Annotated in this window: 14 protein-coding genes; 5 read left to right on the top strand and 9 right to left on the bottom strand. The window is 66.7% G+C overall.

The genetic code is table 11. The annotated features are described in order from the left end of the window. The 4 genes from serA to ACOJSF_RS07900 all read left to right on the top strand — a co-directional run. The coding region (serA, locus tag ACOJSF_RS07885) for a phosphoglycerate dehydrogenase (RefSeq protein WP_420141666.1) at positions 1-1,572 on the top strand (1,572 nt) is incomplete at its 5' end. A 75-nt stretch (positions 1,573-1,647) separates the two neighbouring features. Beyond that, complete coding sequence (locus ACOJSF_RS07890) at positions 1,648-2,748, top strand: endonuclease/exonuclease/phosphatase family protein (protein ID WP_420141667.1); 1,101 nt, start codon at positions 1,648-1,650, stop codon at positions 2,746-2,748. A 44-nt stretch (positions 2,749-2,792) separates the two neighbouring features. Beyond that, positions 2,793-3,218 carry a VOC family protein gene (locus ACOJSF_RS07895; protein ID WP_420141668.1) on the top strand — a complete coding sequence of 142 codons (426 nt, stop codon included), beginning with the start codon at positions 2,793-2,795 and terminating at the stop codon, positions 3,216-3,218. Between the two features lie 92 nt (positions 3,219-3,310). Beyond that, a complete protein-coding gene (locus ACOJSF_RS07900) occupies positions 3,311-3,709 on the top strand; it encodes a hypothetical protein (protein WP_420141669.1) in 399 nt (132 codons plus the stop codon). A gap of 40 nt (positions 3,710-3,749) precedes the next feature. Here the strand turns inward: ACOJSF_RS07900 and ACOJSF_RS07905 are convergent, their stop codons facing one another. The 7 genes from ACOJSF_RS07905 to ACOJSF_RS07935 all read right to left on the bottom strand — a co-directional run bounded on the left by ACOJSF_RS07905 (position 3,750) and on the right by ACOJSF_RS07935 (position 9,210). After that, entirely contained in the window at positions 3,750-4,307 is a 558-nt protein-coding gene (locus ACOJSF_RS07905) for a YbhB/YbcL family Raf kinase inhibitor-like protein (protein WP_420141670.1), read from the bottom strand. A gap of 44 nt (positions 4,308-4,351) precedes the next feature. Continuing rightward, positions 4,352-4,675, bottom strand: a complete 324-nt coding sequence (locus ACOJSF_RS07910; protein WP_420141671.1) for a polyhydroxyalkanoic acid system family protein — start codon at positions 4,673-4,675, stop codon at positions 4,352-4,354. Beyond that, positions 4,675-6,012, bottom strand: coding sequence for a PQQ-dependent sugar dehydrogenase (locus tag ACOJSF_RS07915; protein WP_420141672.1), 1,338 nt, complete (start codon positions 6,010-6,012; stop codon positions 4,675-4,677). The genes ACOJSF_RS07910 and ACOJSF_RS07915 overlap by 1 nt, the downstream gene beginning before the upstream one ends. A 31-nt stretch (positions 6,013-6,043) precedes the next feature. Continuing rightward, positions 6,044-6,931 carry a hemolysin family protein gene (locus ACOJSF_RS07920; RefSeq protein WP_420141673.1) on the bottom strand — a complete coding sequence of 296 codons (888 nt, stop codon included), beginning with the start codon at positions 6,929-6,931 and terminating at the stop codon, positions 6,044-6,046. A gap of 8 nt (positions 6,932-6,939) precedes the next feature. Continuing rightward, complete coding sequence (ybeY, locus tag ACOJSF_RS07925; RefSeq protein ID WP_420141674.1) at positions 6,940-7,449, bottom strand: rRNA maturation RNase YbeY; 510 nt, start codon at positions 7,447-7,449, stop codon at positions 6,940-6,942. Beyond that, complete coding sequence (locus ACOJSF_RS07930) at positions 7,446-8,450, bottom strand: PhoH family protein (protein WP_420141675.1); 1,005 nt, start codon at positions 8,448-8,450, stop codon at positions 7,446-7,448. The genes ybeY and ACOJSF_RS07930 overlap by 4 nt, the downstream gene beginning before the upstream one ends. A 67-nt stretch (positions 8,451-8,517) precedes the next feature. Further along, the gene (locus tag ACOJSF_RS07935) at positions 8,518-9,210 is read right to left on the bottom strand and encodes an endonuclease/exonuclease/phosphatase family protein (RefSeq protein WP_420141676.1); all 693 of its coding nucleotides are present in this window, start codon (positions 9,208-9,210) and stop codon (positions 8,518-8,520) included. Between the two features lie 233 nt (positions 9,211-9,443). Between ACOJSF_RS07935 and ACOJSF_RS07940 the strand changes: the two genes are divergently transcribed. Beyond that, positions 9,444-12,779 carry a TonB-dependent receptor gene (locus ACOJSF_RS07940; protein WP_420141677.1) on the top strand — a complete coding sequence of 1,112 codons (3,336 nt, stop codon included), beginning with the start codon at positions 9,444-9,446 and terminating at the stop codon, positions 12,777-12,779. Between the two features lie 98 nt (positions 12,780-12,877). Here ACOJSF_RS07940 and ACOJSF_RS07945 read toward each other — a convergent pair whose 3' ends face one another. Next, positions 12,878-14,272, bottom strand: a complete 1,395-nt coding sequence (locus tag ACOJSF_RS07945) for an alpha,alpha-trehalose-phosphate synthase (UDP-forming) (RefSeq protein WP_420141678.1) — start codon at positions 14,270-14,272, stop codon at positions 12,878-12,880. Continuing rightward, on the bottom strand, positions 14,269-14,615 hold a 347-nt coding region (locus ACOJSF_RS07950), incomplete at its 5' end, for a glycoside hydrolase family 15 protein (RefSeq protein WP_420141679.1). The genes ACOJSF_RS07950 and ACOJSF_RS07945, both read right to left, overlap by 4 nt.

The following is a 14,615-nucleotide window of genomic DNA, read 5'->3' on the forward strand; positions in this document are numbered from 1 at the left end:
AAGGTACTGATTTCCGACAAGATGGACCCGCGCGCCGCCCAGATCTTCCGCGAGCGCGGGGTCGAGGTGGACGAGATTACGGGCAAGACGCCCGACGAGCTGAAGGCGATCATCGGCGACTATGACGGCCTCGCCATCCGCTCCTCGACCAAGGTGACGAAGGACATCCTGGAGCACGCCACCAACCTGAAGGTGGTCGGCCGCGCGGGCATCGGCGTCGACAATGTCGATATTCCCGCCGCCAGCGCCAAGGGCGTCGTCGTGATGAACACGCCGTTCGGCAATTCGATCACCACCGCCGAACATGCGATCGCGCTGATGTTCGCGCTCGCCCGCGACCTGCCCGAGGCCGACAAGTCGACCCAGGCGGGCAAGTGGGAGAAGAACCGCTTCATGGGCGTCGAGGTCACGAACAAGACGCTCGGCCTGATCGGCGCGGGCAATATCGGATCGCTCGTCGCCGACCGCGCGCTGGGCCTGAAGATGAAGGTGGTCGCGTTCGACCCCTTCCTGACGCCCGAGCGCGCGCTGGAACTGGGGATCGAGAAGGTCGAGCTGGACGAGCTGCTGAAGCGCGCCGACTTCATCACGCTGCACACGCCGCTGACCGATTCGACCCGCAACATCCTGTCGGCCGAGAACCTCGCCAAGACCAAGAAGGGCGTGCGGATCATCAATTGCGCGCGCGGGGGGCTGATCGACGAGGCGGCGCTGAAGGCGGGCCTCGACGGCGGGCATATCGCGGGCGCCGCGCTCGACGTGTTCGTGAGCGAGCCGGCCAAGGAAAGCCCGCTGTTCGGCACGCCGGGCTTCATTTCGACCCCCCATCTCGGCGCGTCGACGACCGAGGCGCAGGTCAATGTGGCGATCCAGGTGGCCGAGCAGATGGCCGATTATCTGGTGTCGGGCGGCGTCACCAACGCGCTCAACATGCCGAGCCTGTCGGCGGAAGAGGCGCCGAAGGTGAAGCCCTATATGGCGCTGGCCGAACGGCTGGGCGCGCTGGTCGGGCAGCTGGCGGGCGACACGATCAAGAGCGTCGCGGTCGAGGTCGAGGGCGCGGCCGCCCAGCTGAACCCGAAGCCGATCACCGGCGCGGTGCTGGCGGGCCTGATGGGCGTCTATTCCGACACGGTGAACATGGTGAACGCGCCGAGCCTAGCCAAGGAACGCGGGCTCGACGTGCGCGAGGTGCGCCACGATCGCGAGGGCGATTACCACACGCTCGTCCGCGTGACCGTCGGCACGGCCGAGGGCGAGAAGTCGGTCGCCGGCACCCTGTTCGCCAATTCGGCGCCGCGCCAGACCGAGAGTTTCGGGATCAAGGTCGAGGCCGATCTGGCCGGGCGGATGCTGTACATCGTCAACGAGGACGCGCCGGGCTTCATCGGCCGGCTCGGCACCACGCTGGGCGAGGCGGGCGTCAACATCGGCACCTTCCACCTCGGCCGCCGCGCGGCGGGCGGGGAGGCGGTGCTGTTGCTCTCCGTCGACCAGCCGGTCGAGGCGGAGACGCTGGCGAAGGTCAAGGCGCTGCCCGGCGTGAAGATCGTCCAGGCGCTCAGCTTCTGAGCCATGCCACCGGGCGCCCGCGCGGCGCCCGGTGGAATATGCTGGCGCGCCGCAGGGTCGCCGGTAAAGTGCGGCATGCGGCGCGCGTTCATCCTTAAGATACTGGGCAGGGCGTCGAGCGCGGTGCTTGCGTGCGTCGCGCTTGCCAGTTGTGCGAGCTTGCCCCGCGAGCGATTTGCCGCGTGTCGGGGCGATATACGCCCGCCCGCCGTCACCATATCGGACTGGCGGGCGAGCACGACGCTGGATGTCCTGACCTACAATATCGAGGGGCTGGGATGGCCGGCGCGGTCGGGTCGCGGCCCCGCTTTGCGGCGGATCGCGGCGATCCTGGCCGACCTGCGGCAAAAGGGGCGGGGGCCCGACATCGTCCTGTTCCAGGAGGTGTTCTCGGGCGCGGCGGTCAAGAGCGTCGCGCGGTCCGGCTATCCCGATCTGGTCACCGGGCCGGGACGCACGCAGCGTGGGCCGAAGGCGGCGGACGTGACGCTGCCGGGCCGCAGCAGGCCGCGCAAGGGCGAGCTGGGCATCCGGCTCGCCACATCGGGACTGGTCATCGCCAGCCGTTTCCCGGTGATCGCGACCGCCTCCGAACCCTTCTCGCGCGCGAGCTGCGCGGGGTTCGACTGCCTTGCGAACAAGGGGATCGTGCTAGCCCGGCTGGCGATCCCGGGCGTGCCCGACCCGATCGACATCCTCAACACGCATATGAATTCGCAAGGGGCGTCCGGGGTCGCGCCGCCGCGCTATCTCGCCTCGCATCACGCGCAGGTGCATGAGCTCAGCCGGTTCATGGAGCGCAACAGCATCCTCGGCCACCCGATCATCCTGGGCGGCGACTTCAACATGCGCCGGTCGCCGTCGCGCTTCGCCGTGTTCCGCGCGGCGCAACCTCTCGATCTCGTGCACCAATATTGCCTGGACCCGGCCAATGGTTGCGACGTGCGCATGTCGTGGGATGGGGACGAGCCGTGGATGGACACGCAGGACCTCCAGCTGTTCGCCAGCGGCAGCCGTGTCGCGGTGGCGCCGATCCGGGTCGCGGCGATGTTCGACGGCAATGACGGCATCCCGGTCCTGTCCGACCATGACGGCTTTCGCGTGACCTACCGGCTGAGTTGGGATCGAACGGTAGCGGGGCAGGGCGTTTGCGACCGGCTTCCTCGGCCGGATTGACCGATAGGCATGGTGAGGCCGACAGGGAGAGAGGGGAGACGATCATGGCGCGCGAATTGAGGCCGTTTCATCTTGCTTTTCCGGTGCACGATTTCGCCGCCGCGCGCGCCTTCTACGGCGGGCTGCTCGGATGTCCGGAAGGGCGGAGCGCTGCGGCGTGGATCGATTTCGACCTCTACGGGCACCAGATCGTCGCGCATCTCGATCCGGCGGCGAAGCCGGCGGCGCATACCAACTCGGTAGACGGGCATGACGTGCCCGTGCCGCATTTCGGGGTCGTGCTGGGGTGGGACGAGTGGCACCAGCTGGCGGACCGGCTGAGCGCGGCGGGTGTCCGCTTCGGCATCGCCCCGCATATCCGGTTTCAGGGACAGGTCGGCGAGCAGGCGACGATGTTCTTCACGGATCCAAGCGGCAATGCACTGGAGTTCAAGGCATTTCGCGATCCGGGGCAGTTGTTCGCGCGGTAGCCTGCACGACTGGTCGCGGATGAGACTCGGGTCATCGCCTGCCGGGTTGTGCGAACATGGTCCAGCCGTAGGCCCGCAGCACAAGCAAGGGGATGCGCATGCGAAACATCGGATTGGCCGCGACGGTGGCGGCGCTGACGCTGATGACGGCGCCTGCGCGGACGGAAGGGTTGGGCGTGGAGGGCAATTATGCCCGCGCGACCGGCCGCTGGGGCGGGGAGTTCGGCGCGGGCTATGCGCTCGGGCTGGCCGGATTCAGCCTGACGCCGAGCGCCGGGCTGTTCGTCCGCGACGGCGGCACCAAGGCCTATGGCCGGATCGAGGCGGCGTACCAGATCCCGCTGTCCGCGCGGATCGGCGCGGGCGTGCGCTTCAGCGGGGACAATCCCCGGCCCTATGCGACGGCGGCCCTGCCGGTCCTGCCGCTGGTGGCGGTCAAGGGCAATGTCGGCCCCAAATATGTCGCGCTGGGGCTGACGGTCGGATACTGAGCGCACGGCCCCGGCCTGTGGGTCGCGCGGCGGCGCCCCGTCAGGGGTGCTTGAACCGCCCGACCAGGCCGGAGCTCGCCTTGGCGTGGCCGGAAAGCTTGGCGAACAGCTCCTCGCGCGTCAGCCCGTCGGGGAGCGCGTCGGGATCGAGATCGGTCGCGATCGCCACCCACGTATAATGATGCCAGCTCGTGTCGGGGGGCGTGCAGGGGCCGCCGAACGTGGTCAGCTTCTGCGTGGTGACGCCTGACTTCCAGCCTTTGGCAGGCAGTGACACCTCCCCCTCGGCAAAGGAGGTACGGCTCGGCGGGACGCCATAGGCGACCCAGTGGGTGGTGCCGAGGCCAAGCGTTCCTTCCGGATCGATCATCAGGAAGGCGAGGCTCTTCGTACCCGCCGGCACGTTCGACCAGGACAGTTGCGGCGAGACGTTCCGGCCGACGCAATTGGGATTGGTCGGGATGTTGCCGGCATGTTTACGCGCGAGCACCGCGCCGTCGGCGAAGCTCGTGGAGCTGAGCGTGAAGGGCTCGGCGGACGCGGCCATGGCGAGACCGGCGGCACCCGCCGCCATCAGCAATTTTCCGATCATGCTCATCCTCTCGATCGCGCGGGCCACCGCCGTTGCGGGGCAGCCGTTCCTCAGGCCTTGCTATGGTCTTCCAGCATCTTCTCGCCGCCGGAGCGGACCGCAGCACCAATCATGCCCGAGAACATCGCCAGCATCGGCGGGAGCGAGACATGGACGCGCACGACAGTGTCCTGCACCTCCATGCGCGCGGGGATGCGCTGGCCCATCACGCCGATTTCCAGCGCCATTTCATAGTCCGACGGCCAGGAGGCGTGCACCTCGCCGACCGCGCCCGGCATATGCCCGGCGAGATCGCCGACCCGGGCCTTCATCCGCTCACGCGCGCGATCGCGGCCAAGGCTATGCGGCACGTCGATGGTGACCGGGACCGACATCAGCGCGCCGATACCCGCCAGATGACGTTGCCGACATCGTCCGCCACCAGCAGCGCGCCGGTACGGTCGATCTCCGTCCCCACGGGCCGGCCGTGCGCTTCGCCATCCTCGGTCAGGAAGCCGGTGAGCAGATCGACCGGCTTGTCCTGCGGCTTGCCGCCGCGGAACGGCACGAACACCACCTTGTATCCCGACGGCGGCTTGCGGTTCCACGAGCCGTGCTGGCCGATGATCGCGCCCTGGGCGAAGCGCGGCCCCAGCTTCGCCTTGTCGGTGAAGGTCAGGCCGAGCGAGGCGGTGTGGGCGCCGAGCGCGTAATCGGGACGGATGACGTAGGATTGGAGATTGTCGGGATCCTCGCCCGGCCGCGAGTCCACATACCCGCCCCAATAATACCACGGCCACCCGTAGAAGCCGCCGAACTGCACGCTGGTCAGATAATCGGGGACGATGTCGGAGCCGAGCTCGTCCCGTTCATTGACCACCGTCCAAAGCTGCTTGGTCGTCGGCTCCCACGCCATGCCGTTCGGGTTGCGGAGGCCATAGGCATAGATGCGATGGTTGCCGGTCGTCGGATCGATTTCCCAGATCGCCGCGCGGCCCTTTTCCGCATTCAGGCCGTTCTCACCCACATTGCTGTTCGAGCCGACCGTGACGAACAGCCGCTTCCCATCGGGGCTGGCGACGACGTTCTTGGTCCAGTGATAATTGATGACCGAAGGCAGATCGACGACCTTGACCGGCTTGGCCGTGACCCTGGTCTGGCCGACGGCGAAGGGCACGCGGACAAGTGCATCGGCATTGCCGATGTAAAGCTGGTCCCCGACCAGCGCCATGCCGAAGGGCGAAACGAGCCCGTCGATCAGGACAGACCGGCTTTCGGCGATGCCGTCGCCATCGGCATCGCGCAGCAGGGTGATGCGATTGGCGCTGGGCGTGTTCGCGCCGACCCAGCTCATTACCCAGCGTCGCGCGCGTTCCTTGAGGCTCATCGTACTCGCGGGGCGCTTCGGGGCGTTAGTCTCGGCCACGAGCACGTCGCCATTGGGCAGCGGCAGCATCCAGCGCGGGTGATCGAGACCGCTGGCAAAGCGCTGAACCTTCAGGCCGGGCGCCGCCGCGGGCGCCTGATCCGCGCCCCAGCCGATCGGCTTGGCGACCTTGACCAGCGGGAACAGGCCGGACCTGGGCGCGTCGATCTCGGGCCGCGCGCCCTGGCTGGCCGTGATGTCGCGCGCCGCGCTCTGCCGATATTCCGAGACCTTGAAGATCGCGAAGAGGATGATGATCCCGGCGACGATCACCGCCAGCGCGACGAGAAGGGCTCGCTTCAGCATCGCGCCGCAATGCCTCAATCAAGCGGCGGTGTCACGCGTCGACCTCGGCCGTCAGTGGCGGGTGGAGGCGCAAACGCTGGACCCGGCGCGGCCCCGCCTCGACCACTTCGAGGCGCCAGCCGGAGGGGTGTGCCACGGTCTCGCCCGCCTGCGGCACGTGACCGGCAAGCACGGTGGCGAGCCCGCCGAGCGTATCGACATCCTCCTCCACCTCGGCCAGCCGGGGGTCGATCATTTCTGCGACGTCGTCGAGTTCCACTCGCGCGTCGGCGCCCCAGATGCCGTCGTCGAGCGGGACGAGCATCGCTTCGGGCGCCTCGTCATGCTCGTCCTCGATCTCGCCGACGATCTCCTCGACCAGATCCTCGATCGTCACCAGCCCCTCGGTGCCCGAATATTCGTCGAGGACGATGGCGAGGTGCGTGCGCGTGGCGCGCATTTCGGCCAGCAGATCGATCACGCCCATCGATTCCGGCACATAGCGCGGCTGGCGGATCAGCGGCGCGATCGTGTCCGGCGCGGCCTCGCCGCGAGCGAGGATGGCGAACACGTCCTTGACGTGGATCATGCCCACCACTTCGTCCAGGCTGTCGCGATAGACGGGGAGGCGACTGTGCCCGGCATCGGCAAAGGCGGCCACCAGATCGGCGAAGGCGATCGTTTCCGGCACGGCGATGATCTCGCCGCGCGGCACGCCCACGTCGCCCGCGCTGCGTTCCCCGAATTCGAGCAGGTTGCGGAGCATCTGCCGCTCGGCGCTCGACAGGTCGCCCTTGGCCGGCGCCTCGTCGCCATGTTCCTCGATCGCCTCCTCGATCTGGTCGCGGAGCGTCGGCTCCTGCTCGTTACCGAAGAGAAGATTGCGCAGTCCGGCCCACAATCGGCCGCCGTCTGAGTCCCGGTCGTTGTCGTCAGGCATCGTTCGTTTCAGGCCTCGCGGACCGCATAAGGGTCGGAGATACCGAGCGTCGCCAGCGCGGCGCGCTCAATCTCCTCCATTGCATCCGCCTCGGCATCTCCCTGTTCGTGGTCGTAGCCTAGCAAATGAAGCGTGCCGTGGACAATGAGGTGCGTGGCATGTTCGTGCAGCGGCACGTCCTTTTCGGCCGCCTCGCGCCCGGTCACGTCGCGCGCGAGCACGATGTCGCCCAGCAGCACCTCGCCATCGTCGCTATTGTCGAGCGCCTCGAGCAGATCGGCCTGCACCATCGGGAAGGAGAGGACGTTGGTCGCCTTGTCCTTGCCGCGATAATCGCGGTTGAGCGCGCGCACCTCCTCGTCCGAGGTGAGGCGGACGGATACTTCGGCAGCATAGGCGGCGGTCGCGATCGGGCCGTAGGCGCTGGCCTCCACCGCCGCCCGCACCGCGCGATCGGCAAGCGCGGACCAGTCAAGGTCGGGCCAGCCGGCCTCGACCGCCGTTTCCACATGGATCATGCCGGAAGCGCCCCTTCGCCCTCATAAGCCTCGACGATCCGCCCGACGATCGGGTGGCGGACGACGTCGGTCGCGGTGAAGCGGGTGACGGCGATCCCGTCGACGCCCTCCAGCCGCGCCACCGCATCGGCCAAGCCGGACTTGCCGATGTCGGGAAGGTCGATCTGGCGCGGATCGCCGCACACCACCATGCGGCTGTTCTGGCCGAAGCGGGTGAGGAACATCTTCATCTGCGCGGGCGTGGTATTCTGTGCCTCGTCGAGGATGATGAAGGCGTCGGACAAGGTGCGGCCGCGCATGAAGGCGATCGGCGCGATCTCGATCTCGCCGCTCGCGATGCGGCGTTCGACCTGCTCGGCGGGGAGCATGTCGTAGAGCGCGTCGTAGAGCGGGCGGAGATAGGGATCGACCTTCTCCTTCATGTCGCCGGGCAGGAAGCCGAGCCGTTCGCCCGCCTCGACCGCCGGGCGCGACAGGATCAGGCGCTGGACCTGGCCCTGGATCAGCATCTGCACCGCCTGCGCGACCGCGACATAGGTCTTGCCCGTTCCCGCCGGGCCGAGCGCGAAGATCACGTCGGCGCTGTCCAGCGCGTGCATGTAGCGCGTCTGCGTGGCGGAGCGGGGGACGATCGTCTTCTTGCGCGTCCGGATCATGATCGCCGGCGCTTCGGACACATCCGCGCGGATGATGCCGTCGAGCGTCGGTTCGGCCGACATCTGGATCACGGCGTCGACCATGCCGGCATCGACATTCTCGCCGCGCACGATGCGGTGGTAGAGGCCGGTCAGCACCTCGCGCGCGCGGCCGGCCGCCTCGGCCTCGCCCTCGATCTGGATGCGGTTCCCCCGGGCGCTGACATAGACGCCCAGCCGATTTTCGATCGCGACGAGATTCTGGTCATATTCGCCGAACAGGCGGCCGAGCAATTGCGGCCGGTCGAACAGGATTTCGAGGCGGGCGCGATCGCCGGCCTGGGCGGGGACGGGCTTGCGGCTCATTCGGTCCTTTCGAGTCTGCGCAAGCGAGGATGCGGCGGGCCGGCGCGGAATGCCAGCGGGATTCAGATCACCCGATACGAATCCTTGCCCACACCGGGAGATGATCGGACGCGTTGCGGGCGAGCGGCGAGCGGTGGACGCCATAATCCTCGACCAAGATCCCATCACTGACAAAGATCCGGTCGCGCCGCCCGATGGTTCGACTCGCGTGGAAGCTGGGGCCGAGCGGTACGGGATGGAAGTGCGCGCCGAAATCGCGCAGGCAGCCGCCATTGCCCCATTCGTTGAGGTCGCCCGCCATCAGCGTCGGGAGCATTTCGTCCTGCTGGCCAAGCTCGCTCAGCACCGCGCGGGCCTGCCGTCGGCGCCACAGTCCGGACAGATCGAGGTGCATGCCGATAAGCCGCAGCTTCCTGCCGTCCACCACGACATCGGTCAGGACCGCGCCTCGCGGCTCCAGCGCGGGCAGGTGCAGCGGGCAATGGCGCAGGATTTCGACGCGCGGGCCGATGAGGACCGCGTTGCCGTGCCAGCCCAGGCTTCCATGCCGCATATCGAACGGCACGGGGCGGTAGGTGCCGTGGTCGGCGAGCATCGACGGTGGGATCGCGCTCTGCCGCGCGCCGAAGCGCCGGTCGGCCTCCTGCAGCAGCACGATGTCCGCGCCGATCTCGCTCAGGATCTCGAGGATACGGTCGGGACGGCGGCGGCGGTCGGCGGCGATGGCCTTGCGGATATTGTAGCTGGCGATGAGGACCATGGGACGTCGAAAGCCTGTCGCGGAAGGGAGTTCCTTTCGCTGTCGCAACGGGTGCGGCAACGCTGCAACAGCTTACGACTATTCCGCAGAAGTCCCCGGATTTATTGCGGTGCGAAAGCGCCAAGTGTAGAGCGCGGGCATGCTCCACCAGCGTGAAAAACACGCGGAGCGAGTCATAAAGCTGTCATGCGAGAAGGCCAGAGGCCGCCGCATACGCTAAAAAGGGGTCACCAATGAAGAAGTTGCTCGCCGGTTGTGCGATCGCGGCGCTCGCCGCCAGTGCGGTCCACGCGCAGGAAACCACCTCGACCATCCGGGGCAGTGTCATGTCCGGGGGTGCTGCAGTTGCGAACGCCACCGTGACGATCCTAAACGTGCCGACCGGCACGCGCACGGTCGTGACGACGAATGCGTCGGGCGCGTTCAATGCGAACGGCCTGCGCGCTGGTGGCCCTTACTCCGTCAGCGTCGCGGCGCCTGGCTACGGCAACGTCCAGATCACCGATATCAACACGATTGCGGCGCAGGCGTACGACCTCCCGATTGATCTGCCGGCCGCCGCCGACGCAGCGCAGGACGTCGTTGTCACGGCGTCGCGCCTGCCGACCGCGCGCAACCTCTCGCAGGGTCCAGCCACCGTGCTGTCGACCGCGCAGATCGCCAACGTCGCGACGATCAACCGCGACATCCGCGATCTGATGCGTCGTGATCCGTTCGCGCGCCTCGACGATACGCCTTCGGGCGGCCGCGCGGTCTCGTTCGCGGGCCAGAATGCTCGCTTCAACCGCTTCACGGTCGACGGCGTGCCGATTACCGACAATTTCGGCCTCAACCCGGATGGTTTGCCTAGCCGCCGTTCGCCGATCCCGCTCGACGCCATCGGCCAGTTCCAGACCAAAGTCGCGCCGTATGACGTCCGCGAAGGCAATTTCCAGGGCGGCACGACCAACGTCATCCTGCGTTCGGGCACGAACGAATTCCAGGGCACCGGCTTCTACAGCTATTCGTCGGACGAACTGACCGGCAAGCGCACCAAGGCGGGACCGGGCGTCCCGACCGGCCGCGTCACGCTGCCTAATTTCGAGATCAAGAATTACGGCGCCGAACTGTCCGGTCCGATCATCAAGGATCGCGTGTTCTTCATGATCGCCGGCGAGCGGCTGCGCGCGCCGAGCCCGATCCCCGAGGGCCCGAGCGACAACAATGCCGGCACCGCCATCCCAAACCTGACGCAGGCGGACATCGACCGCGTGGCCTCGATCGCGCAGTCGCGCTATGGCTACGATGTCGGTGGCGTCATCGACAGCAACCAGGACAAGGACGACCGCCTGGTCGCAAAGATCGACGCGAACCTGTCGGAAACGCAGCGTCTCGCGCTGACCTACACCTACGCCAAGGATTCGATCGTCCTCATCAACAATGCCAGCGCCAACCCCAGCTCGCCGAGCCTGGGCTTGTCGTCGAATGCCTACGTCCAGGGCAACCGCCTGCACACCGGCGTGGCGCAGCTGAATTCCGACTGGTCGGACGATTTCTCGACCGAAATTCGCGGCTTCTACAAGGACTATAAGCGCCTTCAGGATCCGCTGCAGGGCCGTGGCTTCGCCGAAATGCGCGTCTGCACCGCCGCCAATTCCGACCGTGGCAGTCCGGGCTCGGCCGGGGCGGGGGCATCGGTCACCTGCGCGCCCGGTTCGGCGGTCGTGGCCTTCGGCCCGGACGTGTCGCGCCAGTTCAACGCGCTGCGGACCAAGACCTGGGGCGGCCTCGTCCAGGCGCGCCTGACGCAGAACAACCATGATCTGCGCGTCTTCGCCGACATCCAGCATGCCGACGTGTTCAATGCCTTCCTGAGCTCGTCGAACCCGCGCGCGGGCACCACCGGCTCCTATTACTTCGACTCGATCGCCGATTTCCAGGCGGGCAATGCGCAGCGCTTTGGCTACACCAACGCCGTGCCGTCGCTGAACCCGGACGATGCGGCAGCAGGCTTCAAATATTGGACCTTCACGTTCGGTATTCAGGATACGTGGCGGATCAGCGACCTGCTGACCTTCTCCTACGGCGCGCGCTACGACATGTATGCGAGCAACAGCCGGCCGGCGATCAACACCACCTTCCTCAACCGCTACGGCTATGACAACACGGCGTTCCTGAATGGACGCGGCGTGTTCCAGCCGCGCTTCGGCTTCGACTACAAGCCGCTGCCGCGTCTGACGGTGCGTGGCGGCCTCGGCATCTTCTCGGGCGGCGCGCCCGACGTCTATGCCTCGAACAGCTTCTCGAACACGGGCGCGCTGTCGAACGTGATCGACGTTCGCCAAGTGAACAACGGAACGTATGAGGGCACCGGCCTGCCGTCGCAGGCCGTCGGCAGCGCGATCCTGACCAACGTTAATGGCAGCACGATTCCGGCGGCGGCCAACACCTATCTGGCGGGCGGCATCTCCGCCGCGGCGACCAATGCGATGGATCACAATTTCAAGATCCCGTCGCAGTGGCGTGCAACGCTGTCGGCCGACTGGAATCCCGAATTCGAGAACTTCCTGGGCGGCGGCTGGACCTTCGGTGCGGACCTGTTCTACTCCGATGTCCGCAACCAGGTATATTGGACCGATTTCCGCTCGGTGCCGCTCGCCGGCTCGCTGACTCCCGACGGCCGCCAGCGTTACCAGTCGCTGACGAGCTTCGCCGATACGCTGAACGACATCATTCTGACCAACACCAAGAAGGGCCGCAGCTATGTCGCGGTCGCACGGGTACGCAAGGACTTCGATTTCGGTCTCGGCCTGGGCGGTGCCTTCACCTACCAGGACATCAAAGATCAGACGCCGGCGACCTCGTCCACGGCGGGTTCGAACTATGCCAACGGCGCGTTCCTCGATCCGAACGGTGCAGCCTATGGCGTGTCGAACGACGAGGTGAAGTACAATTTCAAGTATGACGTCACCTTCGAACGCGCCTTCTTCGGCGATTACAAAACGACACTGGCGCTATTTGGCGAAACCCGCATCGGCCGGCCGTTCAGCTACACTTTCCAGGATACGTCGAGCGGCCGTAGCTCGATCTTCGGCACGACCGGCTCCAGCGCCCGTTACCTGATCTACGTGCCGACCGGCATCAACGATCCGCTGGTGACGTACGACAATGCGCAGACCGCCGAAACGCTGAACAATTTCTTCGAATCGTCGGGTCTGGCAAAGTATCGTGGCAAGATCGCGCCGCGTAACGCGTTCAACTCGCGCTGGTTCACCCGCATCGACCTGCACGCCGCGCAGGAACTGCCGGTTCCGGGCTGGGGCCGCGCGCGCGTGACCCTGTTCGCGGACATCGAAAACTTCACTAACATGCTCAACAAGAAGTGGGGTCAGATCCGCGAATACCAGTTCCCCTATACCGCAGTTGCGGCGCGGGTGACCTGCCTGACCGCCACCGGGGCGGCGGTGACCAACACCAGCCAGGCTTGCGCGCAATATCGCTACAGCCTGCCGCAGGCGACGCCGACCGACACGATCTATCCGCGTCAGTCCCTGTTCGCGGTCCGCCTGGGCGCGCGCTTCAGCTTCTGATCGATCGTCCGAACTAAAAGGCCCCGCCGTTCCTGATGGAGCGGCGGGGCATTTTTTTACCCCGGTGTCCGGCGGGGCGGCGGCCGCGTCGTGCTCGGTCAGCTTGCCGCGTATTCGGGGCCGGCCGCTTCCAGTACGTCGGTGAAGCGCTGGCGCCACCACAGCACGTCTTCGGTCGACACATTCTCCATCATTGCCCGCCAGCGTTCGATCCGTTGGTCACGCGGCATCTTGAGCGCGAGGAGGAGAGCGTCCGAAAGCTCCTCGGCGCTGTAGGGATTGACCAGCACCGCGCCGACCGCGAGCTGCGCGGCCGCGCCCGCGAAGCGCGACAAGATCAGCACGCCGGGATCCTCCGGATCCTGCGCCGCGACATATTCCTTCGCGACGAGGTTCATGCCGTCGCGAAGCGGGGTCACGAGCCCGATCCGCGCCGCGCGGTAGATGCCCGCCAGCACGTCGCGCGGATAACCCTGGTTGACGTAGCGGATCGGCACCCAGTCGACATCGGCATAGACGCCGTTGATCCGTCCCGCGATCCCCTCGAGCGAGGTGCGAATGCGCTGATAGCTTTCAACCTCGCCGCGCGAGGGCGGCGCGATCTGGAGGAGGAAGACTTCCTTGCGCTCCTCGGGATGTTCCTGGAGGAAGCGTTCGTAGCCGAGGAAGCGTTCCTCCAGTCCCTTGGAATAATCGAGGCGGTCGACCCCCACGATCATGTCGCGCCCGACCGCGCTGTCGCGCATGCGGCGAAAGGCCAGCTTGGCGGCGGTCGACCGCGATGCGGCGACGAACTCCGTAGCGTCGATCCCGATCGGTGCGGACACCAGCCGCAGCGTGCGATCGTCCAGCCGAAGCACGTCCGGCTCCTCCAGCACGGCGCCCAGCTCGTGGATGGCGAAATCGCGGAAGGAATCGGCCCATTCGTCGGTCTGGAACCCGACCACGTCATACGCGAACAATGTCCGCGTCAGATCCGCCGCCTCGGGCAGCGTCGCCATCAGCCGGCGCGGGGGCCAGGGGATGTGCAGGAAGAAGCCGATCCGGTTGCGGCACCCCCGTTCGCGTAGCCCCTGGCCGAGCGGGATCATGTGATAATCCTGGACCCAGACGATGTCGTCGGGCTCGATCAGCGGACGGACGGTGTCGGCGAAGCGATCGTTGACGCGCAGATAGCCGCCGGCGAACCCGCGTTCATATTCGGCGATATCGATCCGATAGTGGAAGAGCGGCCACAGCGTCCGGTTGGCGTAGCCGTTATAATATTCTTCGATATCCTGTTCTTCCAGGTCGATCGTGGCGGTGGTGACGCCGCCCGCCCGCTGGAAATTGATATGGCCGGTGAAGGTCTCGGTCGTCTCCCCCGACCAGCCGAACCAGATACCGCGATATTCGCGCAGCGCCGCCTGGAGCGCGACCGCGAGCCCGCCCTGCGCTCCGCCGGTCGGGGAGGGGGTCGAGACCCGGTTGGAGATGATGATGAGGCGGCTCATCGGATCGATGTCCATGGTTTGCTCAGAAGGCCGGCGCAGTTAATGATGCCGACCAGCGAATAGGTCTGGGGAAAGTTGCCCCACAATTCACCCGTCACGGGATCGATATCCTCCGACAGCAGGCCCGATTGGGTGCGCCGCTTCAGCATTTCCTCGAACAAGGCCCGCGCCTCCGTCTGGCGGCCGGTCAGGTGTAGCGCCTCGATCAGCCAGAAGGTGCAGACGTTGAACGCGGTTTCGGGCAGGCCGAAATCGTCCTCCGTCGCGTAACGCAGCATATGCGACCCGCGCCGCAAGCCTTCCTCCACTGCCTTGAGCGTGCTGCGGAAGCGCGGATCGTCGG

The organism is Sphingomonas sp., from assembly GCF_048594985.1.
Classification (GTDB): Bacteria; Pseudomonadota; Alphaproteobacteria; order Sphingomonadales; family Sphingomonadaceae; genus Sphingomonas_I.